This window comes from Paenibacillus silviterrae (genome assembly GCF_030167925.1).
Taxonomy (GTDB): Bacteria; Bacillota; Bacilli; order Paenibacillales; family NBRC-103111; genus Paenibacillus_G; species Paenibacillus_G silviterrae.
The window spans coordinates 4582594-4609170 of the sequence record NZ_JASKUT010000001.1 but is presented as its reverse complement, the minus strand read 5'-3'; the positions used below and the strand labels follow the sequence as shown (position 1 = coordinate 4609170).

Sequence of the window (26577 nt, the reverse complement as noted above, 5' to 3'; positions counted from 1 at the left end):
TTGTCACCTCTTGATCAGCTTTTCGATTTGCACCCTTCCTGAGAAAAAGACGGCTCCGCCTCCCATATCGGCAATTCGGTCAGGCGTCAGGGCATTCACCAAGGCGCTTCCCGGATGCTCCGTATCATCCGACCACAAGCCTTGACTCACCGCGACGCCCGGAAGCACATCGTCTCCTACGGAAGCCGTCAGGATGCATTCCCCCCGCGAGTTCCACACTCGAACCTTATCGCCCGATTGTATTTGAAGTCGTGCCGCGTCCGCCCGGTTCATATGCAGCTTAGGCGACTTCTCCATCCGCACGTGCTTCTCATTATTGGAGAAGGTGGAATTCAGAAAGTTATGATTCGGAGCCGGGATAAACAGAAACGGCAGGTCCCCCTCCTCCGCCAGCGGCATATAGGTCGGCAGCGGAGGATAGCCCCTGCGTTCCATAACCTTCGAGTACAGTTCAATCCGGCCGCTTGGCGTTCGCAGCTTGCCTGCAAGCAGCGGCGTCGTTTGCCCCTTCACATATTGCTTCTCCCTCAAGGCTTCAAAGGTCATTCCCTTGATAACCGGATTGGCCGGATGATCCAGCGTCTGCCGGATCATGTCCTCTTCCGAATCCTGCAACGCCTCTTCCTCGAAGCCCATGGCCCGAGCAAGCAAACGGAATACCTCTACGTTCGATTTGCTCTCCCCGTAGGGCGCAATGACAGGCTGCTGCAGCTGCACATAATGATGCCAATAGGACCGGTACAGGTCCGTATTCTCGAAGGACGAGGTAGCCGGTAAAATAATATCGGCATAGGCCGCCGTTTCCGTGAGGAACAAATCATGGACGACGGTGAACAGGTCTTCCCTGGCAAGCCCCTGCCTTACCTTGTTTGCCTCCGGCGCCACCACGGCAGGATTCGTATTATAAACATAAAGCGAATAGATCGGAGGCTCCTGGCCCAGCAGGGCGCTGCCGAGCAGGTTCATATTGATGCTGCGGGTGCTCTGCCGGAGCAGATCCGGCCTTTGCAGCGCGGCGTTGTTCATCTCCAGCCAGCCGCTGTTGCTCTTGATCGCGCCGCCGCCCTTATGCAGCCAGGCTCCCGTAAGTGCAGGCAAGCAGGCAATCGTCCGGATGCACATGCCTCCGTTGTCATGATGCTGCGGACCGTTGCCGATGCGGATAAAGGAGGCCTCCGTCCCGCCGTACAGCCGCGCCAGACGGACGATGTCCTCCGCCGGAACGCCGGTGATGGAGGCAACCAGCTCCGGCGTGTACTGCTTGACGTGCTCGCGCAGCTCTTCATGGCCTACCGTGTATTCAGCAAGGAAATCTTCATTCGCCAGCTGCTCTTTAAAGAGAACGTGCATGATGCCAAGGGCCAGCGCGGCATCGGTACCGGGCTGTACCGGAATGAACCAGTCCGCCCATTTGCCCGTCTGATTGCGGTGCACATCAATCACAACGATCTTCGCCCCGTTCTTGCGGGCCTTCTCCGCCAGCACCACTTGATGCATGTTCGTGCTGACCGCATTGATGCCCCACATGATAATGAGCTTGGAATGCACCGTATCCTCAGGGTCGATACCGAACCCTCCGCCCATCGTATACGTGTAGCCCTCTTGCCCCGCCGCTTGGCAGATCGTGTATTGCAGTCGGCTCGAGCCCAGACGGTAGAAGAAGCGCCGATCCATGCCCTCCGTCCCGATGCGGCCCATGTTGCCGTAGAAGCTATACGGCAGAATGGCTTCGGCGCCATGTTCGGACGTGATCTGCTTAAAGCTGTCGGTAATGGTCCGAATCGCTTCTTCCCAGGTAATACGCTCGAACTGCGCCTCCCCTTTCCTGCCGACTCGCCGAAGCGGATATGTCAATCTTTTTGCATCGTAAATCCGTTCCGTCATGTTCCGTACTTTGTTGCAAATCGCCCCTTGGGTAACGGGATGCTCGGGATCGCCTTCGATTTTCGTTATGACGCCGTCCTGCTTATGTATGAGCAAACCGCACTGGTCGGGACAGTCGAGTGAACAGACGGAGGGAAACACTCCATTCGGTTGATCTATATAGGAATGCATACATTGCTCCTTTCTTCCGGACATGCTAGAAGTATTATTGTATATTCGACAAAATGTGCCAGAACTCCTGCTTCGCTCCGCATGGCCGCCAAACCGCTTCATAGCCAACGCTTCGGATGTATGATATAGTACTTTATGGTCTTTGACGACCCGACCCGGCCCGCCGCGGGCCGGTTTGCCAAGAGGTTCGCAAACTCCCTCTATAAAAAACTAAGGAGCTGCTTAAGATGAGCGCAGGAAGAAAAGAAGAAGAATTGAAGGATATTACGCTGCTCGGCGATCAAGGGACGCGTTATGTATTCACCTATGACCCGTCCGTCCTGGAGACGTTCGATAATAAACACCCGGGGCGCGCTTATTTCGTCAAGTTTAATTGCCCTGAATTTACCAGCCTATGCCCTGTTACAGGACAGCCGGATTTCGCCACACTGTATATCTCTTACATCCCGGATGTGCGGATGGTGGAAAGCAAATCGCTGAAGCTGTATTTGTTCAGCTTCCGCAATCATGGGGATTTTCACGAGGACTGCGTGAACATCATCATGAATGACTTGATCAAGCTGATGGACCCGCTGTATATAGAGGTTTGGGGGAAATTCACCCCGCGCGGCGGCATTTCCATCGACCCGTACTGCAATTGGGGACGTCCCGGCACGAAATTTGAGGCTATGGCGGAGCATCGTCTGCTGAACCATGACCTATACCCGGAGAAGGTGGACAACCGGTAGTTTTTTGAGCCGTTACAATGAAAAGAGCCGGAGTTTGGCACGAGAATCCTTGTGTGCAGCTCCGGCTCTTTCTTATTTAGGATGGCGACGGAATGCTTAGCGCCGTCTTGATATTTTGCAGATCCACGTTGATCTGCTCCTGTGCGCTGTAAGGATGATAAACGCCGCGGGACATCAGATAGCTGATGATCGACTCATGCGCCGCGATCGTTTCGTGCAGCTGCCTGTGAAGGGCTTCCCTGACCTCGGGCGTCGCCGATTCCGTAATGGCCATTGCGTAGTTGATCGTCGCATTTTTCACCGATATCAAGTAATCCATCGCAATCACCTGATCGGTCAGCTTATTGACGCCAAGGACCGCCTCTACAATCGTATTCATCCGAACGCTCCTTCCTATGCCTTAGTCAGCAAGCTCTGCAGCTCTTGGAGCTGTCTAGTCGAAGTCTGTACATCCTGCTGGAGAATACTTTTCAGATCCGGATCGGATACCAGCACCTGCATGGTTTTCGCTTTGGTGAGACTTACCGTCTTGAATACGGCGATTTCGTGCAAATCCATCGTTTCGTGTCTCGTATACATTGGGCTCCCTCCTATGGCTTGAGGACCACCTTAATGCAATGATCCGTCTTCGTATCAAAAATTTCATACCCATGCTTCGCTTGCTCCAGCGGCAGCACGTGGGTAACGATATCTCCGGGGTCTACCTTGCCCGTGGCGATCAGCTCATACATATGCGGCATGTAGTGTACGACAGGCGCTTGTCCCGTCCGCAGATTTACGTTTCTTTGGAAAATATCCCCAAGGGGGAAGGCATTGTAACGGCCGCCATATACGCCGGTGATCTGAATCGTGCCGCCCTTACGCACCGCTTGCGAAGCGATGACGACGCTGCTCATGGCCCCGCCCTGCAGCTTCAAGCCGCTGGCCAGAAACTCCATCGGCGTCATTTTGCCGCTCATGCCGACGCAGTCCAGCACCACATCCGCTCCGCCGCCGGTGATCTCCTTCAAATGGTTGCCGATGTTCTCTTCGGATTCGAAATTGACGATTTCCACATGGTTCGTCCGTTTCGCATGCTCCAGCCGGTAGCCTACATAATCGACGGCAATAACCCTCTTCGCGCCCTTAAGCCAAGCGAACTTTTGCGCCAGCAATCCGACCGGTCCGCAGCCCAGCACGATGACCGTATCTCCCGGCTTCACACCGGCGTTGTCGATGGACCAGAAGGCGGTCGACATGGCATCGGAGATCAGCACAAGCTTCTCATCCTCAATCTCGGAGTCCTCCGGAATGCGGAAGGAGCTGAAGTTGGCGAACGGAACGCGCAAGTATTGCGCTTGGCCTCCGTCATACCCGCCTGTCGTTTCCGAATAGCCGAAGAAACCGCCCATCTCTCCGTTCGGGTTCGAATTGTCACATTGGCTCTCCAGCTCGTGAGTACAGTAATAGCAATGACCGCAAGCGATGTTGAACGGGATAATGACGCGGTCGCCCTTCTTCAGCTTCGTCACCTCGGGCCCTACCTCTTCGACGATCCCCATCGGTTCATGCCCGATCACATAGCCGGTAGGCAGATTCGGGATCATCCCGTGAAGGAGATGCAGATCCGAGCCGCAGATGGCCGTCGTCGTCAGCCGGACGATCATATCCTCCGGATGCTCGATCCTGGGGTCCTCTACCTCGCGCACTTCAATGTTTTTGATCCCCTGAAATGTTACTGCCTTCATATAAGATGATGTCCCCCCTATTTGTTCGGTGTGGCGAACATGCCGATGCGCGCCGTATCCTCCGGAAACAACTTCAGCATAGCGATCTCCACCGTCGTTTGAGCGGCCTTCAGATCAATGGCAAATTGCTCATCAACCTGATAAGGATGGAACCAACGCTTCTCAATCATGAGCCGGCTGATCTCCTCATGCAGCGCGATCGCTTGATCCAGCTGCTGCTTGAGAATCGCTCTGGCGTCCGGCGTGGCCGTCTCGGCTAAGACCATGGCCGTATTCCGTACCGCACTCTTGGCCGAAATCAAAAAATCCAAGGCAAATAACGAGTCCGCCTGCTTCGGAAGCCCTTCCGAGTTGCGGGGATCCAAGTAATCTTCCATGTAGCAGCACCTCTGATTATTGTAATGGAAAACGCTGATACAGCTCTTGCAGCTGCTTGATCGATTCGACGGATTGCTCCACGTCCTTCTGCATCAATGCTTTCAGGTCGCGATCGAACACAATCCCCTGCAGCAGCTTCGATTTGGTCAGACAAATCATTTTGAAATTGAGCAGCTCGTGAATTTCGATCGATTCATGCGGTCCAAGGGTTGTTTGGCTCATCCCTGGTATCACCTCCACATAGGTACAAGTATTGATAGGCTTTCCAAAAGCTGCCGAGGCTTATAGATTCCAATTTGTGTCACCCGGGAGGAATAATTCAGGAACAGGAAGACAGGCTAAGGAATGTCTGTCCAGTTGACGGGAAAGGCGGAAGCTTCTATGAGAAAACCTGTGCTTATCCTCTTGTGTATTTTTGGGGCTGTATTTTTGATCAATGGCCTGATTCATTACTTCACCTTCGAATACGGCTACTTTCCCAGTCAGACCGAAGCGGCTGAACCGATCCAGGTGTTGACCGCTCAGGAAACGTCGGAGGAAGAGTTCCCTGTTACCGATGAGCTGATTGCTTTTGGGCGCAAAGCCTTTTATACCGAAACGTTCGGCAACGAGGTTTTCTTTACCGATATTCTCGGGGCGTACGACGGGGCTTTGACCTTGCCGAACGTGGTTAAGGCTTGCTTGAAGCTGAGGGGAAAAGGCACCAACAACCTGCAGGTCGAGGCGGCAAAAACAGTTGTGATCGGCGATCGGACGATTCATAAAGGAGAGCTGATCGACACCGGACTCGATGTGGCCAAGGGAGCTTATACCCCGCTCGGTATCACCCTCAAGGTGAAGGAAGGACGGCTTCAGGCTGGTCTCGGCTGCGTAACTTGTCATGCCATTGCCGATTTGCCCTCAGGTAAGATCCTCGAGGGAGTGCCGAACACGGATTTCAATGCAGGTCTGCTGCTTGCGCTCGGGACGAATTCTGCAGCCTTTTTTACTCATACCGATGTGGATAATCTAACCAAGTTTATTAAAGATGCGGGGAGAACGGTACCGGGCGAGGACGGCTCGAAGCTCGCGCTGCCCGATCCTGATGCCTTGGAGAAGGCGGTGGATCGAGATTTTCTTACATGGCCTCCCGGTTATGTCGATACCATGATCGATCTGAAAAATTCGCCGGTGCAAATTCCGGATTCCTTCACCAAAGGGGATCATCCTTACACCTGGAGCGGTTCGATAGGGATCGGCCCTTTTCACGGGCTCGCCTTTTTTAACGGGATTCCGAACGCTCAGAACATGGACCCGCTGTCTCAAATGAATCTCAGCAAGACCCTCTTTGGGCTGGATAAGGAGGTGTATGTGGGTACCGTGCTGCAGCGGGCGGCGAACGAGAAGTACCGGTATCGGCCGGAAAGCGGCGAGAAGCCTTCGGCTTTCTTCGATCGAGTGGATCCGACTCCGGGAGCCCCCGGCGTGAACGAGCTGATCCCGACACCGAATTATCCTCGCCCGTCTCCGGTCTCTATCACCGGTTTGCTTGCATCGAAGCCGGGCTATCCCGTCGCTTACCATTTGCTGGCTATGGCAGCTTACCAGAACGCATTGCATCCGCCCCCATCGAAGCATCAAGCTTCGGATGCGCAGAGGGTATCCGCGGGGAGAGACGTCTTTCGGAGAGCAAATTGCATTTCGTGTCATGCCGGCACTTACTTGACGAACAATTCCATTGTACCGAGCTCGGTGATCGGAACAGAGCCGACCCGGTCGATTGCACTCCGGTCCTTGGAGCCCGCTTGGGACAAGCCGCTGATGTATCCCTGGAATACGCCGGTGCCGCTTCCGGCCCGCCCCAACACCTTTGAATTTGATCTATCGCGGTATGACCCGGAGCAGCTTCGGCTCTCGCTGGGACAAGGCGGGAGAGAGGGGGGCTATAAGGTCCCGAGCTTGTTCGGTCTCTATTGGTCCGCACCTTATTTGCACGACGGCGGCGTTGCCGTCGGTGCGGAGGGTGCATCCCAGGCGGGGATTCCCGGCACACTGCACCGAGGGGTTGCCGCGGACCCGGCGAACAGTCTGCGTGCCCTTGTAGACCGGCGGCTTCGGCGGCAAGTCATCGCGGCGAACGAAGCCGACCCCGATGCGGTACGCGCACGTATCACAGGCGCCGGACATGAGTACTGGGTCGACGAGGAAGCCGGGTTCACCCAAGAGCAGCAGGACGCGCTCATTGACTATTTGCTTAAAGTAAACGATCGGCCTTGATCCACATAATTGAACGGGGGCTCCCGGTATGAAAGCAGTTACCTTTCAAGGAATTAATGAGGTCCAAGTTCAAAATACCCCCGACCCGCGCATCCTAAAGCCAGATGACATCATCATTCAAGTCACTTCGACCGGTATTTGCGGTTCGGATCTTCATTTCTACCATGGAATGATCCCCAGTATGGGTAAGGGTTACATTCTGGGCCATGAAACGATGGGCGTTGTGCTGGAGACGGGGCCTGATGTGCATAAGGTGAAGCGAGGCGATCGGGTCGCTATACCGTTCAATGTAGCCTGCGGCCATTGTCGGTTCTGTGAAGCCGAACTGGAAAGCCAATGCGATCTGGCGAATCCCGAAGGCGAGATGGGAGCTGTTTACGGCTGCTCCCGCCTCTTTGGAGATTATGCCGGAGGGCAAGCCGAGCTGCTCAGGGTGCCTTACGCCAACTACCTCCCTATGGTGATCCCGCCTGGCTGTGAGGTGGAGGAAGATACGCTGCTGCTTATGACGGATGCTCTCCCCACCTCCTTGTGGGGAGTAATCCAGTCCGGCATGAAGCAAGGGGATACCGTTGTGGTTCTAGGCTGCGGCCCCATCGGACTGTTGACGCAAAAGTGGGCGTGGCGGCTCGGTGCCTCCCGGGTCATTGCCGTCGATTACGTGCCCTATCGCTTGGAGCATGCCCGTAAAGCGAATCGGGTGGAAACGGTCAACTTCCTGGAGCAACCGCGGACCGGCGAGTATCTCAGGGAAATCACCAACGGGGGGGCCGATGTTGTGATCGATTGTGTGGGGGGCGACGGAAAAATGAGCTTTATCGAAAAAGTCGAAACCGCCCTGCGACTGCAAGGCGGCGGCATGAGCGCCATCAATATCGCATCCCAAGCCGTTCGCAAGGGAGGAACCGTAGAGCTGGTCGGGTTCTACGGCCTAAGGTACAATGCTTTCCCGCTCGGCGACTTCTTTGGCCGCAGCGTATCGCTTCGCATGGGCACGGCCTCGGTCGTTCATTTGATGGGACGCATCTATGAGGAGCTAAGCAGCGGCTTCGATCCGTCCGATATCATCACCCATCGACTGCCCCTTTCCTCCGCAGCCCATGCTTATGAGATTTTTGATAAAAAGAAGGAAGATGCGGTAAAGATCATCCTAAAGCCGTAGGCGAATGCTACACCGTCCCGGATAGCGTGCACTGCCCGGTTCGGTGGTGACTACACTCCCTGCAGCGCTCCCTGTCCGCGCACCTCAGCGCGGACGCCACCGCCTGCTCCGCGCTGTCATACACGTGCTCACGCCCGATGCGGGCAAGGACGCCGGACTTTTCCAGCATCGAGTAGGGCTGTGCGGCAACATCCGATAGCAGCACGACTCCATTGGAGCGGCTGACCTGATGAACCAGTCCTTCCAGCTGAGCGGCGCCCGTAATATCGATATAAGGCACTTTGCCCATCTGCAGAAGCAGCATCTTGGATTTTTGATCCAGGTCCGCACCCGTGACCCCCTTCTCCAGCAGCAAGGCCGAACCGAAGAACAGCGGCCCTTCTATCGTATACATGCTGAGCTGGGGGCAGCTGCGGCCGGACACCATTTTCGCGAAGCCGTTCGTATCGCCCATTCGCTTTACGAAGAGCAGCAGTGCCAGAGCCAGACCTGCGCCTACCGCCGTAGTCAAGGTGGTGAGTACGGTTAACACGAACGTCACCAGCAGAAGCATCGACTCGCCGGTACGCATGTTTACAATGCGCAGGAACACTTTGCGCTCGCTCATATTCCATGCCACCATCATAAGAATCGGCGCCATGCTGGCGAGCGGGATACGGGAGGCCCAAGGCGCAAAAACAAGCAGCACCAGCAGCACCGTTAGGCCATGAATCACTCCCGATAACGGGGATGCCGCGCCGCTCTTGATATTCGTCGCCGTACGCGCTATCGCCCCTGTAGCGGGAATGCCCCCGAACAGCGGCGTAATCATGTTGGCGATGCCTTGCCCGATCAGCTCCCGGTTGCTGTTATGCTTGGTTCCTGCCATTTCGTCGGCCACCACAGCCGAGAGTAGGGATTCGATGCCGCCCAGCATTGCAATGATCAGGGCCGGTTGAAGCAGGCTGTGCACTTTCTCCCATGAGATCTCGGGAAGATGAAAGGCCGGCAGCCGGCTTGGAATCTCACCGAAGGAGGAGCCGATCGTCGCCACCTGCCCGTCGAAGAAAAGTGCCGCAACGATGCTGGATACGACCAGCCCGACCAGCGAACCCGGAACCTTCCATCGATATTTGGCACCCCTAATGAGGATGACGAGGCAAATGCTTGCCGTGGCTAAGCTGTATAAGTTCCATGTTGAAAGGTGCAGCACGATTTCTTTCATATTCATAAGGAAGCTCTCATGCTTCTCAATCTCGCGCAAGCCCAAGAAATTCGCGATCTGACCGCTGAAAATAATAACGGCAATGCCCGCGGTGAAGCCGACCGTGACGGGCTTGGGAATAAAGCGGATCAAGGATCCCATCCTGCACAGACCCATAAGGATAAGCAGAGCTCCGCCCATCAGCCCGGCGATCAGGAGATTTTCGTAGCCGTACTGTAACGTGATAGCGAAAAGTACAGGGATAAAGGCGCCCGTCGGCCCGCCGATCTGGAACTTGGACCCGCCAAGCAGTGAAATCAGGATGCCGGCTACAATCGTCGTATAAATCCCGTATTCCGGTTTGACCCCCGAGGCAATAGCAAAAGCCATTCCCAGTGGAATGGCTATTATCCCTACAATCAGCCCGGCAATCAGATCTTTGCGAAAAGCACCCCAAGAGTATCCTTCGAATCTGTCCATGGGACTAACCTTCTTTTCTTTATATATTTGAATATTTGAATATATATAACATGATAATCCCGCAGATACGCTCTGTCAACGGGAAATCATCGTTACTTGGCCTGCTCCTTCCGGATATCCTCGAGCAGATTGATGGCATCCACCAGGTGATTATCGAAGATTTGCTTGGCTACCTGCAATAAATCCTTGATGAGCGGATCGCGAAGGGAGTAGATGACCGTGGTCCCTTCCTTTTTGCCGTAGACGACGTTCTTGTTTCTTAGAACCGCCAGCTGCTGAGAAACGGCCGAGCCCTCCGAGCCCAGGATCGTTTGCAGCTCATTGACATTGCGATCCCCTTCGCTTAGCACCTCCAGAATCCGAATCCGCATGGGGTGCGCCAACGCCTTGAAGAAATCCGACTTGAACTGTTGTATCGATTGCATCGTTATATCCCCTCCCGGCATTCATGGTAACCAGTATACCATATTGCCTAGGGCGCATAAATCCGGCGGCATCTCATCGTAAGCCCTGCCATCACAGACTCCGCCATGCCCCACGCTGTAACTCGTAACCAACAATGTACTTTGCCGTCGGCCCCTCCTTGGGAACAAGCCAACCCTTGCCGCAAAGCGCCTGCAGCACCCGAACCGCCGTGCGATGGTTGAGCAGCAGATGCTCCCTTACGTCAACCGTACGCAGGGGGCGTGACAGACGGCATGCAAGGCGAATGACCTCTTTTTCCAATACAGCCAAACGCCCTGTAGGACCAGGCTCCGCTTGATAGCGGCTAAGCACCATGCGCAGCAAGGTCGTGCAAACCTCGGGACGCTGGGACACGTCGTCATATGCGAAGGATATGACCTGGTACCCCATCGCGGTTAAGAACGTTTCACGGTTGAGCTCGCTGCAATATTTTTGTCTGTCCATATCCCGAACATGGGGACCGAAGCCCTTGATTTCAATAACCAGCTTTACCGGCTGCGTCAGCCAGACAAAATCGCAAAAGTAAGACATGCCTCGCCAATCCCGTACTTCGTACTCCGGATGCAGATCGTCGAAGCTTCCTCTAACGGGCCACCAGACATTGCGGCAGAAAAGCCTCTCCGCCTCGTTATGTCCGCGAACAAGCCGCCCTTTGCGTTCCCCCGTTCTTCGCTCGACATGGTGTAGTATAAACGCGGCATGCGCTTCCTCAAAAGTCATATCCCATCCTCCCTTGGAATGAAAAAACGCCCCGAGCCATCCTTTTGCTCGAAAAGGACAGTCATCGGGACGTTCTTCGTCTCTAGTTCCATATTATAGTATAAAATGTTATTTTATGCCAGTTGCAAATACCGTCAGTAGCTCCAGCCAATGAGGATTTGTGCAAATGCGCACAAATTCCCAGACAGATGGTACTACATGTGCTTCACCCCATGAGAATTTGTGCAAATGGGCACAAATCTCCGGCCATATGGTACTATATGTGCTTCATTTGTGCGATAATGCAACATTCCGGGGGGCAAAGCGGCTGTTTCTCCTAATTCGGCTATCAAAGTTGCACTTTAGCACAATTCCAGCACCACAGGCACGAAACCGCCCGGATTTGCTGCCGATTCGCACAAATCCTAGACGCACTTGCGCCACGCAGGACCACGACGAGCAGCTCACCAACCGTTCACCCACTCCCCGGCTTCGGGCATACCAAGCAACCACCTCACGGCGCTTAACATACGAAGCAGCTTGCCTCAGTGACACCAGCTCGTGAGGATTTATGCGAATGCGCACAAATCACCGGTCAGATCGGCGTGCGAGCGATTTACGAAGCGGCTAATATGAAGAGTGCGCGCGGGCTGCTGGAAGAGACCATGACCACGTTTGAGAAAAGAGCACCAAAGGCGCTCAGTGTGTTAGAGGAAGGCTTTGGCGATGCCACAGCCGTTATTGAACTTCCTGAGATATGCCGAATTCGAACCGACAAATGTAGTAGAACGTCTTAACGCTGAACTGCGGCGAAGAGAACGTGTAATTCGAATCTTTCCAAATCGACAATCTGTAATTCGTCTATTTGGTACGCTGCTGATGGAAATGGATGAAAAGTGGTCCGTTGGTAAGAAGTATATTGAAATGACCGCTTACCATGAATGGCGCAAAGAAAAGGCAAAGACAGCCGAAAAACCTACTCTAAACGAGTAGGCTTTCCATTCGAGGATTTTACACACAAATATGGACTTGACCGTCAGATCGTACTATATGCGCTTCATTTGTGCGATAATGCAACATTCCCAGGGGGCAAAGCGACTTTTTCTCCTAATCCAGCTATCAAAGTTGCACTTTAGCACAATTCCAGCACCACGGGCACGAAACCGGCCGGATTTGCTGCCGATTGGCACAAATCCTAGACGCACTTGCGCCCATGCAGGCCCGCTAAGGAACAAACCGCTCCCCAGCTGCCAGCACATTACACGCCTACAGCCGCACCGGCCCGCATATAATCGGTCGATTCCAGAAAGATTGCATTGCCGTTGATAATGAGCAGCACCGTGCCGTCCCCAAGGATCGACGCTCCGGCCAAATACGACAAATGCTTAAATCCGTCCTGCGGCGGCTTCACGACGACCTCCTGCTGCCCCAGCAAGGAATCCACCTTCAGCGCCAGACCGCTCTTCAGGATCACAAGATATTGGCCGCTCTTTTCCTCCTCCTGCCCTGCCAAGCCGAAGTAGCTCCGCAGATCGATCACCTTGTACACCTGCTCCCGAAGGATCACGATCGGCTGTCCTTGCATCGTCTGCAGATCGGCATCCGATACACGGCCCGTTTCCTCAATTTGGTCCAGCGGAATCCCGTACGGGTCTCCGCCGACTTTCACCTGCAGCACTTGCGTCATGGATAGCGTTAACGGCAGCTCGATGCGAACCCTCGTGCCTTCCCCCGGCTCACTAACGACCTGGACATCCCCTTGAAGTCTCACAATCGTGGTTCTTACCGCATCCATCCCGATGCCACGACCCGAAAGAGACGTAACCTCCTCCGCCGTCGAGAAGCCGGTATGGAATATATAGGGGATCAGCTCCTGCGGCTGAAGCTTCTCCAGCTTATCCCCTTCCACGAGCTGGTGCTCCCTCAGCTTCGCTCGAATCCGCTCCACATCGATGCCGGCTCCATCATCGCCGACCTCCAGCACAACCCGGTTGCCCTCCCGGAACGCCCCAATGCTCAGCAGCCCTTCGGGCGGTTTGCCGGCACGGACCCGGTCCTCAGGCGCCTCGATGCCGTGGTCGATCGCATTGCGAATGAGATGGATCAGCGGATCGGACAAGGCTTCGACCAGGGTTTTGTCGAGCGTGGTCTCCTCCCCGCTGAACTCAAGCCGAATATGCTTGCCGGATTGGCGTGCCATGTCCCTGACGAACCGGTTAAACTTGGTGAACACGTGGGATACGGGCAGCATGCGGATATCGACGATGGCGTCCTGCAGCTCCTTCGTGATGCGGTCCAGCATCGCATACCGCTCCTTCAGGTCTCTCGCCAGCGCTACCGTGTAAGGATCCTCTAGCATACCGCGAATCATGAAAGGAAAGGCATTCTTCGCAATCGCCAGCTCCCCGATCAGCTCCATCACCCGTTCTACCTTACCGGTCTCCACGCGAATGATTTTCTCCGATTCGGAGGACAGCTCGCCTCTTCCGCTTCGCAGCGGAGCCGGTGTCCGTTCTGGCTTCTCCACAATCGCGACGGCCTCCGCTACAGCCTCCTCCTCAGGAAGCTCCTGCTCCTTCGGCAGCACAGCCTCCTCCGCTCCAGGCTTCACCGCGTCACTCACGGAAGCGGCCTCGATGCTTACCTCCGTGTAGCGCGCCGCCAGCTCCTTTAAGGAATATATGTCCGGAGCGGCCGGCTGCGAGAGCTTGTGCAGCTCCTCATCCCCGAGCACCGCAGCGCAGCGATGCAGAATGCCTCTCGCCAGGTCCCACCTTTCAATAAGAGGACGACCCTTCGGAGCAAGAAAGTGAATCTGCTCCACGATGAGCTTCTTGGCTAAACCCGCGGTGACCTCCGGGGCTATGCCGGAAGAGACAGACTCCTTGCGAGCCTGCTTAGGAGGCTCCTCCAGCTGAAGAGCAGCTGCCGTCTCCTGCAGCTCTTCCCAGCCCTCCTCCACTTCAGGCGCCAGCAGCGTGCCGAATTCCTGCTTGGTCTCTTGGCGCGGCTTGCACAAATCCCACAGATCGAGCACCATATCGGAAATGGCCACAGGACTGCGTCCCGCCGCCCATTCCGACAAAGTTCCGGCAATCGCCTGCCATACATCGTACCACCAGGGAGGAACGGACGGTCCGCCCTTCTCCCGTAACGTATATTGCTCCAGCAAGGTCAACGTAACGATCATCTGCATAAAAAGGATCTGGAGGCTCTCGTTCTCCCGCTTTTTATCGGCCAAACGGGTGAGCTTCTGCACCATCCCGCCGATCTGCTCCGTCAGCGCCTCATCGAAGAAACGAATCGCAGCCAGCTGAGCCGCTTCCTGCGCCAAGGCTTTCCCGTGCTTGGCCTGGGTGCGATCCGGCTGGATATCCGCATGATCGAGTACGGCGTAGAGCGGAAACAAATGAGCCAATGCGTCCCCGGCTTTCTCCCCCTGCATGAATCCCTTCGTCATTCGGATCCATTCCTCCGGATCCGCCGAGAAAAGTCTCGGACGCGGCTCCAGCTTCTCCATGGGCTCCTCGCTCTTAGCCCGGTATTGGCTTAAGCGGTGCAGCAGCTCCGGCTCCGACTGAGGATCTTCCGCCCCGATGGCAATCGAGCCGACCATCAGCCGGATTTGATCGAAGCTCTCCAGCAGCACATCGGTTAAGGTCGGCTCGAGACTGCGCGTGCGGCTCCGAAGCTCATCCAGGATCCCCTCCAGCAGGTGCGTCAGCACGGCAATGCCGCTATAGCCGTAAAGGTTGGCTGACCCCTTCAGCGTATGCGCCGCCCGGAAAATATGATTCACATTCTCCTCATCATCCGGGTGCTCCTCCAGCATGAGAATGTGATCGTTAATCGAATTGAGCAGCTCATCTGCTTCGTTCAGGAATGATTGCTTCAGGTTCATCGGCTTTCTCCCTCCGGTATAACCCCAAAGAGTCGGATCAAGCTCTCCAGCTGATCCGGTCGCACTGGCTTCACCAAGTACGCGTTCGCTCCCGCCTGATAGGCCAGATGCTGATCCGAGGGCTTGTTCTCGCTGGATATGACCGCGATCGGCGTATTGTACTTCTGCTCCCCGCCCCGCAGCTCGCGAATGAATTGGTACCCGTCCATCTTAGGCATGTTGATATCGACGATGGCCGCATCGAAGCTTTCGACCGCCATTTTCTCCAGGGCTTCCAAACCGTTGAATGCCTCGGAAACGACAAAGCCTCGCTCCGTCAGGTAGGTTCTGTAATAATCTCTTGTCGCCGACGAATCCTCTACAATGAGTACCTTGGACCTTATCACTTCCGAATCACCTCGCCACCGGTTTTTGGTAAATAATCGAATGCTGGAATTTGCGCAGTTGAAAAATGGAGGTAATCCGGCTCATCGACTCGGAGTGGCCCAGAAATACATATCCGCCGGGTTTAATCGATAGGTAGAAATCCAGCGCCACCTGTCTGCGGGATTGATCGTCGAAGTAAATCAGCACATTGCGGCAAAAGATGACATCCACCTCTTGAAGCTGCCGCATCATCGTCGATTCCATCAGGTTCAGCTGCTGAAATTCCACCAGGTTGCGCAGCTGCTGGTTCACCTTGAGCTCCGTACCGGATTGCTCAAAATATTTTCTGACATAAGGAGTTGGGATGTGCCTTGTCGACCTTTCGGCATAGCAGCCCTTACGGGCGAAGGCCAGCACCTTGTTATCAATATCCGTAGCAATGATACGGCAGCGGGCCAGGTTCTCGGGACCGAGCATCTCATGTAAAATAATCGCCAGGGTATAGGCCTCTTCGCCTGTGGAGCAGCCGGCCGACCAGAAGACCAAATTCCCCTTTTCTCTGCGTACAAGCTCGGGCAGCACTTCCTCGGCGAAGCATTTCAACTGACTGAACTCGCGGAAAAAATACGTTTCATTAACCGTCAGCACCTCGATAAATGCCTGCAGCTCCGTCCCGTTGTTTTCAAACCTGAGCATGGAATAGTAATAATTAATATCACTGAGACCCAGCGCCTCCATGCGCTGTATCAAGCGGCGTTCCACAAAGTACAGCTTGCTGTCCGGAAAGTAAATGCCCGTCTTCTGATAGATGTAATCACGCAATCGGTGAAATTGTTCCATGCTAAGCGTAACATTCATAATGACTCCTTAGACTGCGACGGCCCGTGGCCGAGTCTGCGCAGCGCCCTCTGTCCGACGTAATCAATGTACGGATGCTCGAACTGCCCCATCGCGTAACGAATGGCCTCGGCTTCGGCTTCTCCGCCGCCCAAATCACCGAGAGCCTCAATCATGGCTACAACGACGTTCGCTTCTTTATCAATGTGCAATTGCTTGATCAGCAGCCGGTTCACTTCATCCTTGTAGGGGAGCTGAACCATCGCCTGCACCACAAACAAACGCACGTCGGCGTCCATATCGTTCAGATGATCCTGCAGCACCTCCAGCCCCTGCTTGCCGAAGGCGGCAAACAGCTCGACGGCCAAATTTCGCGCTGCCGCCTCCTCAGAGTAGAACAGCTCGATAAGAATGGTTGTTCCTCTCTCATGGGGCAGGCGCACGACTTCCGAGCCCAAATACTCAAGCACATCCGGTCGGAGCGGCGTCTGGAGTACGTTTCGCAGATACTCTTCCTTTTCCTCGAGAGAGATGTCCGCCAAATAGTCCCGGATCATGCCCAGATTCCCGGTCTGACAATAAAACCGAAACTGCTTATATTCCATACCCCAGCACCTCGTTCACGATGACTTTACCAATCTGATGAGAAGGTAGAACAAGCTTCGCCCCGCCCAGCTCCACAGCTGCTCTCGGCATGCCGTATACGATGGCCGTCTCCTCGGATTCGGCGATCGTAAGGCCTCCGTTTTGACGGATCGTTGCCATCCCCTGCGCACCGTCCGTGCCGATCCCTGTCAATAAGACCGAAATAATCATGGAGGTCGGCAGCTGCTCCGCAAGTGAATTCATGCTGACGTCAACGGACGGCTTGAATACGGTTTCGATAGGACCTGACCGGATCGCGATGCGTAGCTGCTGCTTGCCGAGAACCTTCTCGACGAACATGTGTTTCCCGCCGGGAGCGACATACAGCGTCCCCGGCTCCACCGGCATGCGATGTGCCGCTTCGACCACACGAATCTTGAACTTGTCGTTCAGCCGCTCCGCGAAGGAGCTGGTGAACATGGCAGGCATATGCTGGACCAGAAACATCGGGGCAGGGAAATTCGCAGGAATATGCTGCAAAATATCGATCACCGTCCGCGGCCCCCCCGTGGAGGCTCCGATAATTACGGCATGATCGTAATCATAACCTCCGCGTTCCATGACATAAGGCCGGCTGCGTCCATCCTCCTGTCCCCGGACCTGCTTCTGCCCTGCAGCCAAAATACGCTCGGTAAGCTGCTGGATCATCGCTTCCATCTCCGCAACGCCCAGCACCTCCGGCTTCGTTACATAGTCGAATGCGCCCAGCTCCAGGGCCTCAAACGTAACTAAAGCTCCCTTACGGGAATAGGCGGAAAGAATAATGACGGGACAAGGAGCCAGCTCCATTAAATATTGCAGGGCCGTGATCCCGTCCATTGTCGGCATGTGGATATCCATAGTCACCACATCGGGGCGCAGCTTAATCGCCTTCTCTACCCCTTCTCTTCCGTCCCGCGCTACCCCGATCACTTCGATTCTAGGATTGCGCGATAAAGCGGCCATCAGCTGCTGACGCATTAACGCGGAATCGTCCACAATAAGTATCTTGATTGTGTTGTCCATTCCTATCATCCTGACCTTCTCCGAAATTCAAGTGTGTCCTTATTCCCATGTCGATGGGTTGATCAATGGAATCAATCGTGTGTCCGATTCCTTATAAAATCCCCGAAGCCAGCCAAATTGCGCGCTCTGCTCATACATGCCCGCCCTTTGTATTTTGTCTGCCGCTACCGGCAGTACGCGAGTGACCTCATGTACGCCTATGCACTTGGCGGATCGATGTCCTTGCATGACGATCAGGTGCTCGAACGGGTCCCGTGCAGATTCCTGCATCAGCCAGTCCTGCGCATCCAAGACCGTCACCAGCTGCCCGCGAATATTGGCAAGTCCCGCCACGCCAACAGATGCAAACGGAACCTTTCGCACCGGAGACATTCTTGTAATTTCCTTAACGCTTGCGGACGATATCCCGAATTCCTCTCCGTTCAGCCGGAAGAAAAGGATCAGCTCTTCTCTATGGCTTGGGGCGTCCCCCTCCGTGAGATCGGCGCCCGCGCCTTCTCCTCCGGCGGATTCGGAGAGCAAATAAGGCAGCACGGCAAGCTTCTCCAGCACCTGCTGCACATCCAGCAGAAACAAAGGCTTCGTCAATCCGCCGATGGAATACACCTTCTCTATTCCGTCGGACATGCGCTTAAGCGAGGCCGGTATTTCCAGCGGGGAGGCCTGCTTCATCATCCGAACCTCATGGACATGCTCCACAGCCAACCCCAACTGAATGGTCCCGTTGCCCGCCGGCAGCTCGACTACGATCACCCGGCTCAGCCTCCCGCGATGATGAACGTGCGTGAGATGGGAAGCCTCGACAATCGGCAGCATCCGTCCGCCGCGAAAGACGCCTAAACCGAGGATGCAGTCCGGCAGTCCTTGAATCGGCTCCAGCTGCTCCGGGAACGGGGCGATTTCGCGAACCTTCTCCATCGGCAGCCCGTAGCATTCTCCGGAAATCTCGAAGCGAAGAATCGCTGCGGAGGGAGGCTCCGACCATTCCGGCTCGAAGAGAGAACTGACGGCCGTTGACAGAGCCGACGGCATCACCGGTCTCGATTCGTTCTGGAGCGGCTTCAGGACTGCTTCCACATTCAGAATCCGGATCACCGTACCGTCCCGCATGACGAAGCCTTCATATTGCTCCAGCGAGCCTTCCTCTGGGCTCAGCACATCCTCAGGAGCAACCGTAATGACGCCGTCTACTTGATCTACGGCAAAGCCTATAATCGACTTTTTCTTTTGTATTACCAAAATTTTCTCAGCAGGCGCATGGCTCCCGCGGCCCAGCCACCGGCTTCCGTTGATCACCGTCAGCAAGGACCCTCGCAGATTGACCATTCCCTCGAGGCACGGCTCGGAGAACGGCACCCGCGTCACCCGATCCATGCGAATGATTCCCTTCACGGCATGGATCGGCACGGCATAAAGATGATCATGCAAATAAAACGTAACCAGCTGCCTGCTCGTGGATGACTCCTTCATTGTTCCCTGCTCCTCCGGCTTCGGCTTATACGAGCATATCGTCCGCAAGACCGGCGATTTCCTCGATCGCGCGAGACAGTTCTTGAATGCCTACGGTTTGCTCCTGACCGGCATGTGAAGCCTGCTTGCTGGCGGCAGCCGCTTCGATCGCCGTAGCGGCGATCTGATCAACGGCCCGCTTGGAGTCGTTCACGGCATTTTCCGCTTCCGTAAGGCTGCGGCTGCTGTGCTCCGCCCCTTCCCTCAGCTTCAGCAGATGTTCTTCGATCTGACCGGAGTTCACCAGAATGCGCCTAGCCTTCTCCACTTCCATCTTGGTCGTTTCCTTCGTAATCTGCAGCTCCCGGATAACCAGAGACACCTGGGAAGCAACATCGCGAATCAAATCCTTGATGTTCTCCGCATTGGTGGACGTCTCCTGCGCAAGCATGCGGATATCGGAAGCGACAACAGCGAAGCCGCGTCCGTACTTGCCTGCCCCTGCCGCCTCGATCGCTCCGTTCACAGCCAGCATATTGGTCTGAATTCCGACTTTATCTATCGTGCCTACAATCTTGTCGATGCTGCGAATTTGACGCTCCAGCTGGAGCAGGCTGGTTAGATGCTCGTCCAGTCTGGAGAGACCGAGACCGATGTTCTCTATCATAACCTCCGTCTGTTCTCTGCCCTTCTCGAACAGCCCCGTCACCTCGTTGATCCGATCCTGTGAGGACATTGCCAGCGTGCTTACTTTGTTTGTAAGCTGCTCCAGCTGAATTAACGCCGAAGCCGATTGCTCCGTGGCGACGGACTGCATCTCCGCGCTACGGTCCATCGTATTGATAGCCGCCATAATCTGCTGCGCCGATTGAGCGGCCTCCGTGATCGAAGCCGCCAGCTCCTCCGAGGCGGAAGCCATTGATTCGACGGATCGGCTCATGTTTTTCCCCGAGCGAAGCTCCTCCGTTAAATCACCCAGCTCCAGCGCGCTGTGACTGATATCCTCGAGCGCGCGAGTTTGCTCAGCAATAGCTTGAACCGCTTGCCCTGCACCGGTAGCCTGCTCCTCCGCCGCCTGCGCAATGATCCGCGAGCCTGTCTCAAATTCCTTGACTCCGGTTTTCAACAGCAGCATCTCGCCGTTGATTTCCTTCGTGCTCTCGACAAAATCATTCATCCTCTGATTGATTTGGCGCAGCATGTCCGTCACGTGGCGGCCGCTTTCAACCTCCTCCAGGGACGATTGCTCCGCTGTGATAATCGAGGAAGCGATGGAACCTACCTCGGTCTGTATTGCCTCCACAACCGACTTAATATCCCTTGCCGACTTCTCCGAAATTTCCGCCAGCGCACGCACCTCATCGGCCACGACAGCGAAGCCGCTGCCGTGCTCGCCCGCGCGTGCCGCTTCAATCGCCGCGTTCAAGGCAAGCAGATTCGTCTTATCCGCCAAGTGTACGACGGTAGCAATGATATCCCCGATCTCCCTCGCTTGATGCTCCAGCTCCGCAATCAACCGCGCGGATTCCGAATTTTTCACGGCGGACATCGAGATTCCTTCGATCAAGCGGCTGATGTCCTCCGAGGAGCCGTTCACCATATGCTGCATGGACAAGCTTCGGTTCATGGAGAGCGTCGCATTTTGCGAAATGATATTCATATTCTCCATAATCTTGGTTATGGATGCGGAGCTTTCCTCACAGGCCGATGCGGATTGCTCCGCTCCGGTAGCCAGCTGCTCGATGGCGGTCCGAAGCTCATGAATGGCAGATTGGGATTCCTCCACGCCTGCGGAGAGCTCCTGTGTAGCCGTGGCCAGCCGTTCCGAAAGCTGCTGCTGCTTTGCATAGGTGCGGGCACGCTGCCGCTGCTCCTGCAATCGCTTGGCCGACAAGGTATCTGCCTGTGCCTGTGTCTCGGAACGGAAGGCTTCGCTTGAGAAAGCTTCCTTCGTCATCGTCCTTTGCAAGGTTGGCGGGGAAAGCAAGGTCTTCTTCTCATTCATCGGTCGGTTCCTCCATCAGGTTCGGATTTTGCTTGAGGGGCAGTGTAATGTCGAAGGTGGTTCCTTCAAGAACACGGCTGCTGACCCCGATCTTGCCGCGATGCTTTTCAATGATTTTGTAGCTGATCATAAGTCCCAGGCCGGTGCCCTTCTCCTTACTGGAGTAAAACGGCTCTCCCAGCTTCTCCAGCCGGTCCTCCGGGATCCCGCAGCCTTCATCTCTGATGCGCAGAGATAACGAATGCTTGTCCGCCTGGCTTAGGCTAATATGGATGTTCCCTCCAGCCGGCATGGCCTCGATCGCATTTTGCAAAATATTGATTAATACCTGCTTAATCTGGTTTGCGTCACATTGTATCGTGGCGTTGCTGATCAAAATGACCTTGTTCAGCTGCACTCCGTTCATGATCGCCTTCGTTTCCATCAGATGAATGACATCCTCCAGCAGCAAGCGAAGATCGTGGTCATAAAATTTCGCTTCCTGCGGCTTGGCGAGCATGAGAAATTCGCTGATGATAGCCTCAATCCGCTCGATCTCGGAAAGCATCAGCGCGTAATACTTGCTTTCTTTATCACTGGCTTGCAGAATCTGGGCAAAGCCCTTCAGCACGGTAAGCGGGTTCCTCACCTCGTGGGCTACCCCTGCGGCTAATTGTCCGACCGCCGACAGCTTGTCCGACTTGCGCAGGAGCTCCTCGGCTTCCTTCTTCTGCGTAATATCCTGCATTTGAATGATGTAATACAGCGGCCTGCCCTCGACATCCCGTACCAGCGTTAAGCATAAATACCCCCAAACGAACCGCCCGGAGGAGTGCAGGAATCTCCGCTCCATTTCACAGGACTGCACCTCCCCGATCAGCAGCCGGGTGCAGCCTTCCAAATAACCGTCCCGGTCTTCCATATGAAGATAATCGAGAATCTGCAGACCGTAAGTGTCCTGTGTATGAATATCCAGCGTCTCGGCAAAAGCATAATTCATCTCTTGGATCGATCCGTTCACCAAAACAAGCGCCATCCCCACCGCAGCATAATGAAAGGCAGCGTGAAACCGCTCCTCCATTTCGCGTGAACGAGTGTCGTCCAGACGTTTGTTCGTCACTTCTTCGATCGACTTAATCAGCAAATACCGGTCTTCGCCGGACTGCTTCATGACCCCATGAACCTCAACATAAACAGGAGTCCTGTCCTTTCTGACTCCCTTCACCTGAGTGTGTACCCTCTCGGAAAACGAAAACGAATGCTTGCCGGCTTGGAGCAAACTTAAAAAATTCGGACAGAGCAGCTTTTCGTAGCTCTCTCCTACCAGTTCGAAATCAAGATAGTCGAAGATCTCAAGCAGGTCTTGACCCACCTTTACGAACCGGCCATTTTTCAGGATGCTCATCTCCTGCAACCATTCGTCCCAAAGGAGTTGGATATCACTCGTATTCCTATTCAATTGTCTCATTGCTTCGTTTGATAATTTCATGGCTGTCTCCCAATTGCCGGATTGAAACGTCGCTTTTCATAAGTATAGGGATTGAAAAACAGCGTGTAAATGAGTAATAACGTCGTATTGTGAGTACTTATGACGAATCATGTCGATAATCGAGAAATTCACGAGAATGTCAAATAATTTGGGGATTTTTGAATAAAAAAAGCTGCCGTAACGAGGTTCGGAACATTCCCAAACCGCGTTACGGCAGCCAACATTTGACAATATTTTACCAGGAACAACATTCCCTAGATCAGGGGGATCCGCAAAAGTGATCCCAAACGCTTGTGCCCCGTGCAGCTCCAGGATGACGATCTTTCAGCGCTGCCTGCTATGTCTGCTTGCTTCGGTACTCCCTCGGGGTGACGCCGACATAGCGTTTGAAGACCTTCGAGAAGTAGGTACGGTCCGAGTACCCCAGCTGAGCGGCAACGGCTTCCACAGTCGCTTCCGTATTCTCAAGCAGCTTGGACGCGATTTTCATCTTATAAACATTCAAGTAGTCGATGAAATTGTAGCCGGTCATCCGCTTGAAGGACCTTGAGAAATAGCTGGGGCTCATATACAGATGCGCCGCCAGGTCGACGGTGCTGATGTTCTCGGACAATCGCGAATGAATATAAGCGTCGATGGCCTGAAGCTTCGGCTCCTTCGGGGCCGCTTCCTCAGCGGGTCGGTTCGCCGCCATCAAGGTAAGCAGTCTCCAAGCGAGCAAATCTTTCGTATCCTCCCAGAGCAGCGATTGTTCGAAGCTGTCATAGAAGGCCTCCTCTTCAAGCTCGGGCATAAGCTGCAGCTCCAGCAGCCGCACCCGCTTCATACACGCGTGGATGACATCAGCGGGAGCAAGTCTCTTACCCGAGGCTGTCGCGGCAAGTGCTTGGAGCGCTTCCTCGACCTTCTCCTCGCTTCCCTGCTCCACCGCCTCGGTCAGCTCCAGCAGCTCATGCTCCAGCACTCCCGTAGGCATATACGCATAGGGCTCCGCCTTCTCCGCCCCAAACACCCCGGCCGAGCCCCCGTAATATAGAAAGTGCTTTTGCTGCTGGAGGTCCCGGTAGGCGTTACCGATTTGCTCCAGGCGCAGCCTGCCGGGCCCGCTGACACAGAAGAGCTCCACCTTCAGATAGTCACGGCAGTGCTCCGTCAGCTTCTGCAGATAATCCTTGAGGTACTGATGCTCGTTGAAGGAGAGGCTGGGGCGATAGTTGTACAGCACCGTCAGCAAGCCATCCTTCTGGAAGACGGTCAGGCCCTCGTAGGTATCGGCCAGCTCGCCCGCTATATTATACACGCCGTAACGGATCAGCGAAGCGTGGTGTAACGGATAGCGGGGCAGCAGCGTCGAATCGAGCAGCTTTACATAGCCGAGTAAAAATGCCGGATACTCCCATTCAATACCGAGACGCTTGGCATAGCCGAGAATCCGCTCCGGCTCCTCGCCCTTCAGCACCTGCTGGAGCAAGGAATCCTTCAGCAGATCCCGGTTCCGGCTTAGATCCTCCCTATAAGCGTGCTGCTCCGCCTTCCACCCGGCCTTCTGCAGCGCGGCCGCACATCCCTGCAAGCTTCGCTCCAGCTGCTCCTTGGTGAGCTCATCCTTTACCAGGTAATCATCCGCCTGCAGCTGGAGCGCTTTTTTCACATAACCGAAGTCCTCATGACATGTCAAAAATAAAATGCGCACCTCCGGCTTTTTCCGGCGAAACTCGGCCGCCAGCTCCAAACCGTCGATTTGAGGAAGGCCGATATCCGTAATCACAATATCCGGCAGCACATCGGCGAACAGCCTGAGTGCCTTAGCGCTCGAATCCGTTTGTGCAACAATATGAAATCCGAGCGCCTCCCAATCCGTCAGCTGACTCAAGTATCTCAGCATGGGCACATCGTCATCGATCAGCATTACCTTCACCATGTTCCTACAGCTCCCCTTCCCCTGTCTTAGTTAAGGTTGTCCGGCCAACGCAGCATTGCGGTCGCCCCTCCATCAGGTCTATTCTCCAGTCGAAGTACTGCCTGTGTCCCATGGCTCAGCCGAAGCCGCTGAAGCACATTCACTAGTCCTACCCGTTCGTAACCGCTGTCGCCCGCCGAGGCCGCTTCTACAAACAGATGATTGAGCGCCTCCAGCTTCTCTTCGGGAATTCCTGTTCCATTATCCGAAACCTGAAGATGAATCCAGCCATGCTCCCGGAATGCGCGAACCGTAATGGAGCCGGGCTCATCCGTATCCGCCAGCCCATGGACAATGGCGTTCTCTACGAGCGGCTGAAGCGTCAGCATCGGCACGGGAAGCTGCCGGAGCTCGTCCTCAAGCCGGACCTGAAGCCGGATTTCCCGGCTGCTGCGCATCTGCATGATCTCAATGTAATGCTGCAGCAGAATGCATTCCCTCTCTAAAGTCGAGGGCTGGTCCACCTTCATATAGGCCTTGAGCAGGCTCATCAGCGCATCGATCTGGCCTCCATGCTTGCGGTCCCGCTCAATCAGAAGACTGCACTTAATGGAGTTCAGCGTATTGAGCAGAAAATGCGGCCGAATCTGCGCGAACAAAGCCCTCAGCTCCAGAAGGCGCTTTTGCTCCTGCTCCCGCTCAATCCCTTGGATCAGCTCGTCGATTTCACCCAGCAGCAGGTTCACCGCTTGGCCCAGCTCCTCAAATTCGTCACTGCCTTCACTGACATAACGCACCTTCCGGTTCCCGCCGCCGAACTGCTTCGCAAGACCCTGAAGCTGCCGTATCGGGTGGTGCAATCTTCTCGCCAGAACGACGGCGAAGAGAAGAAACCCGACGGATAGCCCCAGCACAAGCAATCCGCTGACATAGAACGTTTGAGAGATTTGGCCGGTAACGGCCTGTTTCGGGGTATGGTAAACCAGCTTCCAGCCGGTCTTCGGAATGACGGCCTCGCTGCGGATATCTCCGTCGGCGGCGTCCCCGTCGTTATGAAAGGGAGACGCCTCGCTGCCGGCAATACGTCCTCCGTCGGCATCGTACAGGGCGAACTGCCCTTCCGCCACTGCTGCAAACAAGCTGTCAAAGTAGCGGCTGGAGATCCCGACCATGAAGGTCGCCAGCACCCTCCCCTGAGGACTGCCGTCATGAATGACACGGCCGAGATAATAATAGGTTTCCCCTGGTCGGCCCTCGGAAGGAACCGTACCTATCCACTGCAGCTTATCCGAAATCCCTTGGTCTACACGGGGCTGAATGAGCTTCCAGTGACGCTGCATTTGCTCGATGCCTCCGCCCATTCCTTCATTGACCGTCATGTAAGGAATAACAAAGGACTGCTCGTTCACGAGAAAAAGCCATATATCCTTGTTCACCGACTTCACGGCCGCCTGCTCGAAGAAGCTCTGAATCCTCGTATAGCTGTTATAATCGTCGATGGTTACGATTTCCTTCATGTCCGCGAAGGTATGCAGATGCTGCCGGATCGAAGGGTCCCGGGCATAATAATGAGAAGCGGAAGCCAGCTCGTCGACCAGCTTGCTGATATCCTTCACCATGAGCTCCAGCACGGATTGATTCGCCTGACGTATCTTGTCCATCATCGTCTGCTTGATGATGGAATACGACAAGAGGGATAACGCGAGAATCGGAATCAGAATGAGGATAAGAAAGGATGCTTGAATCCGACGGTAAAATGATTTGCGCAGCATCGGCCGTCCCCCCTGAAGTAGTCAAATCGTGACGATTCTTGTCGAACCTATACCTCTATTATACCCTGAACGGCACGCTGCCGATAGCTTCTCCGT

At 54.9% G+C, this 26577-nt stretch carries 22 protein-coding genes, 1 pseudogene and 1 riboswitch; of the genes and pseudogenes, 4 read left to right on the top strand and 19 right to left on the bottom strand.

Translation table 11 applies throughout. The annotated features are described in order from the left end of the window. Positions 1-3: 3 nt before the first annotated feature. Positions 4-2055, bottom strand: a complete 2052-nt coding sequence (locus QMO62_RS21340; protein ID WP_284644076.1) for a molybdopterin-containing oxidoreductase family protein — start codon at positions 2053-2055, stop codon at positions 4-6. 176 nt (positions 2056-2231) lie between these two features. After that, positions 2232-2275: riboswitch (PreQ1 riboswitch) on the top strand. A gap of 7 nt (positions 2276-2282) precedes the next feature. On the opposite strand from QMO62_RS21340, the gene queF reads away from it, so the two are divergent. After that, positions 2283-2783: a preQ(1) synthase gene (gene queF, locus QMO62_RS21335; protein ID WP_284644073.1), complete on the top strand. Its 501-nt coding sequence runs from the start codon at positions 2283-2285 to the stop codon at positions 2781-2783. A gap of 76 nt (positions 2784-2859) precedes the next feature. On the opposite strand, the gene QMO62_RS21330 is transcribed toward queF, so the two are convergent. From QMO62_RS21330 to QMO62_RS21310, 5 genes are read right to left on the bottom strand one after another with little or no spacing between them, the layout of a single operon-like run. Continuing rightward, positions 2860-3162, bottom strand: coding sequence for a spore coat protein (locus tag QMO62_RS21330; RefSeq protein WP_284644071.1), 303 nt, complete (start codon positions 3160-3162; stop codon positions 2860-2862). A 14-nt stretch (positions 3163-3176) separates the two neighbouring features. Next, entirely contained in the window at positions 3177-3362 is a 186-nt protein-coding gene (locus QMO62_RS21325; RefSeq protein WP_284644070.1) for a hypothetical protein, read from the bottom strand. 11 nt (positions 3363-3373) lie between these two features. Further along, positions 3374-4510, bottom strand: a complete 1137-nt coding sequence (locus QMO62_RS21320) for a zinc-dependent alcohol dehydrogenase (RefSeq protein WP_284644068.1) — start codon at positions 4508-4510, stop codon at positions 3374-3376. Between the two features lie 17 nt (positions 4511-4527). Further along, a complete protein-coding gene (locus QMO62_RS21315; protein ID WP_284644067.1) occupies positions 4528-4887 on the bottom strand; it encodes a spore coat protein in 360 nt (119 codons plus the stop codon). 16 nt (positions 4888-4903) lie between these two features. After that, entirely contained in the window at positions 4904-5110 is a 207-nt protein-coding gene (locus QMO62_RS21310) for a spore coat protein (protein ID WP_284644065.1), read from the bottom strand. 159 nt (positions 5111-5269) lie between these two features. On the opposite strand from QMO62_RS21310, the gene QMO62_RS21305 reads away from it, so the two are divergent. Then, complete coding sequence (locus QMO62_RS21305; protein ID WP_284644063.1) at positions 5270-7144, top strand: electron transport protein; 1875 nt, start codon at positions 5270-5272, stop codon at positions 7142-7144. Between the two features lie 28 nt (positions 7145-7172). Beyond that, positions 7173-8306 (top strand): alcohol dehydrogenase catalytic domain-containing protein, encoded by a 1134-nt coding sequence (locus tag QMO62_RS21300; protein WP_284644060.1) that lies wholly within the window; start codon positions 7173-7175, stop codon positions 8304-8306. 7 nt (positions 8307-8313) lie between these two features. Here QMO62_RS21300 and QMO62_RS21295 read toward each other — a convergent pair whose 3' ends face one another. From QMO62_RS21295 to QMO62_RS21285, 3 genes are all read right to left on the bottom strand, one after another. Then, on the bottom strand, positions 8314-9969 hold the full coding sequence (locus QMO62_RS21295; protein WP_284644058.1) for a SulP family inorganic anion transporter: 1656 nt from the start codon (positions 9967-9969) through the stop codon (positions 8314-8316). 92 nt (positions 9970-10061) lie between these two features. After that, on the bottom strand, positions 10062-10394 hold the full coding sequence (locus QMO62_RS21290) for an ArsR/SmtB family transcription factor (RefSeq protein ID WP_284644056.1): 333 nt from the start codon (positions 10392-10394) through the stop codon (positions 10062-10064). 91 nt (positions 10395-10485) lie between these two features. Next, positions 10486-11154, bottom strand: coding sequence for a DUF559 domain-containing protein (locus QMO62_RS21285; RefSeq protein ID WP_284644054.1), 669 nt, complete (start codon positions 11152-11154; stop codon positions 10486-10488). Positions 11155-11738: 584 nt separating this feature from the next. Between QMO62_RS21285 and QMO62_RS21280 the strand changes: the two are divergent. Then, positions 11739-12126 (top strand): annotated as a pseudogene (locus QMO62_RS21280) (transposase); the annotation flags it as partial. Positions 12127-12391: 265 nt separating this feature from the next. Here the strand turns inward: QMO62_RS21280 and QMO62_RS21275 are convergent. The 10 genes from QMO62_RS21275 to QMO62_RS21230 form a co-directional block, all read right to left on the bottom strand. After that, positions 12392-15034: a chemotaxis protein CheA gene (locus QMO62_RS21275; protein WP_284644052.1), complete on the bottom strand. Its 2643-nt coding sequence runs from the start codon at positions 15032-15034 to the stop codon at positions 12392-12394. Then, entirely contained in the window at positions 15031-15420 is a 390-nt protein-coding gene (locus QMO62_RS21270) for a response regulator (RefSeq protein ID WP_284644051.1), read from the bottom strand. Before QMO62_RS21270 ends, QMO62_RS21275 begins: the two co-directional genes overlap by 4 nt. Positions 15421-15427: 7 nt before the next feature. Further along, a complete protein-coding gene (locus QMO62_RS21265; RefSeq protein ID WP_284644048.1) occupies positions 15428-16258 on the bottom strand; it encodes a CheR family methyltransferase in 831 nt (276 codons plus the stop codon). Then, entirely contained in the window at positions 16255-16842 is a 588-nt protein-coding gene (locus tag QMO62_RS21260; protein ID WP_284644046.1) for a HEAT repeat domain-containing protein, read from the bottom strand. The genes QMO62_RS21265 and QMO62_RS21260 overlap by 4 nt, the downstream gene beginning before the upstream one ends. After that, the gene (locus QMO62_RS21255; RefSeq protein WP_284644044.1) at positions 16832-17887 is read right to left on the bottom strand and encodes a protein-glutamate methylesterase/protein-glutamine glutaminase; all 1056 of its coding nucleotides are present in this window, start codon (positions 17885-17887) and stop codon (positions 16832-16834) included. The genes QMO62_RS21260 and QMO62_RS21255 overlap by 11 nt, the downstream gene beginning before the upstream one ends. A gap of 39 nt (positions 17888-17926) precedes the next feature. After that, entirely contained in the window at positions 17927-19357 is a 1431-nt protein-coding gene (locus QMO62_RS21250) for a chemotaxis protein CheW (protein WP_284644042.1), read from the bottom strand. Positions 19358-19382: 25 nt separating this feature from the next. After that, on the bottom strand, positions 19383-21341 hold the full coding sequence (locus QMO62_RS21245) for a methyl-accepting chemotaxis protein (RefSeq protein WP_284644040.1): 1959 nt from the start codon (positions 21339-21341) through the stop codon (positions 19383-19385). Then, entirely contained in the window at positions 21334-22809 is a 1476-nt protein-coding gene (locus tag QMO62_RS21240) for an ATP-binding protein (RefSeq protein ID WP_284644038.1), read from the bottom strand. The genes QMO62_RS21245 and QMO62_RS21240 overlap by 8 nt, the downstream gene beginning before the upstream one ends. A 337-nt stretch (positions 22810-23146) precedes the next feature. Beyond that, the gene (locus QMO62_RS21235; RefSeq protein WP_284644036.1) at positions 23147-24730 is read right to left on the bottom strand and encodes a helix-turn-helix domain-containing protein; all 1584 of its coding nucleotides are present in this window, start codon (positions 24728-24730) and stop codon (positions 23147-23149) included. 26 nt (positions 24731-24756) lie between these two features. Beyond that, the gene (locus tag QMO62_RS21230) at positions 24757-26481 is read right to left on the bottom strand and encodes a sensor histidine kinase (RefSeq protein WP_284644035.1); all 1725 of its coding nucleotides are present in this window, start codon (positions 26479-26481) and stop codon (positions 24757-24759) included. Positions 26482-26577: the final 96 nt, after the last annotated feature.

Coding starts and splice junctions, on each gene's coding strand:
- QMO62_RS21340 (WP_284644076.1), bottom strand. CDS start 2,055: ATGCATTCCTATATAGATCAACCGAATGGAGTGTTTCCCTCCGTCTGT.
- queF (WP_284644073.1), top strand. CDS start 2,283: ATGAGCGCAGGAAGAAAAGAAGAAGAATTGAAGGATATTACGCTGCTC.
- QMO62_RS21330 (WP_284644071.1), bottom strand. CDS start 3,162: ATGAATACGATTGTAGAGGCGGTCCTTGGCGTCAATAAGCTGACCGAT.
- QMO62_RS21325 (WP_284644070.1), bottom strand. CDS start 3,362: ATGTATACGAGACACGAAACGATGGATTTGCACGAAATCGCCGTATTC.
- QMO62_RS21320 (WP_284644068.1), bottom strand. CDS start 4,510: ATGAAGGCAGTAACATTTCAGGGGATCAAAAACATTGAAGTGCGCGAG.
- QMO62_RS21315 (WP_284644067.1), bottom strand. CDS start 4,887: ATGGAAGATTACTTGGATCCCCGCAACTCGGAAGGGCTTCCGAAGCAG.
- QMO62_RS21310 (WP_284644065.1), bottom strand. CDS start 5,110: ATGAGCCAAACAACCCTTGGACCGCATGAATCGATCGAAATTCACGAG.
- QMO62_RS21305 (WP_284644063.1), top strand. CDS start 5,270: ATGAGAAAACCTGTGCTTATCCTCTTGTGTATTTTTGGGGCTGTATTT.
- QMO62_RS21300 (WP_284644060.1), top strand. CDS start 7,173: ATGAAAGCAGTTACCTTTCAAGGAATTAATGAGGTCCAAGTTCAAAAT.
- QMO62_RS21295 (WP_284644058.1), bottom strand. CDS start 9,969: ATGGACAGATTCGAAGGATACTCTTGGGGTGCTTTTCGCAAAGATCTG.
- QMO62_RS21290 (WP_284644056.1), bottom strand. CDS start 10,394: ATGCAATCGATACAACAGTTCAAGTCGGATTTCTTCAAGGCGTTGGCG.
- QMO62_RS21285 (WP_284644054.1), bottom strand. CDS start 11,154: ATGACTTTTGAGGAAGCGCATGCCGCGTTTATACTACACCATGTCGAG.
- QMO62_RS21275 (WP_284644052.1), bottom strand. CDS start 15,034: ATGAACCTGAAGCAATCATTCCTGAACGAAGCAGATGAGCTGCTCAAT.
- QMO62_RS21265 (WP_284644048.1), bottom strand. CDS start 16,258: ATGAATGTTACGCTTAGCATGGAACAATTTCACCGATTGCGTGATTAC.
- QMO62_RS21260 (WP_284644046.1), bottom strand. CDS start 16,842: ATGGAATATAAGCAGTTTCGGTTTTATTGTCAGACCGGGAATCTGGGC.
- QMO62_RS21255 (WP_284644044.1), bottom strand. CDS start 17,887: ATGGACAACACAATCAAGATACTTATTGTGGACGATTCCGCGTTAATG.
- QMO62_RS21250 (WP_284644042.1), bottom strand. CDS start 19,357: ATGAAGGAGTCATCCACGAGCAGGCAGCTGGTTACGTTTTATTTGCAT.
- QMO62_RS21245 (WP_284644040.1), bottom strand. CDS start 21,341: ATGAATGAGAAGAAGACCTTGCTTTCCCCGCCAACCTTGCAAAGGACG.
- QMO62_RS21240 (WP_284644038.1), bottom strand. CDS start 22,809: ATGAAATTATCAAACGAAGCAATGAGACAATTGAATAGGAATACGAGT.
- QMO62_RS21235 (WP_284644036.1), bottom strand. CDS start 24,730: ATGGTGAAGGTAATGCTGATCGATGACGATGTGCCCATGCTGAGATAC.
- QMO62_RS21230 (WP_284644035.1), bottom strand. CDS start 26,481: ATGCTGCGCAAATCATTTTACCGTCGGATTCAAGCATCCTTTCTTATC.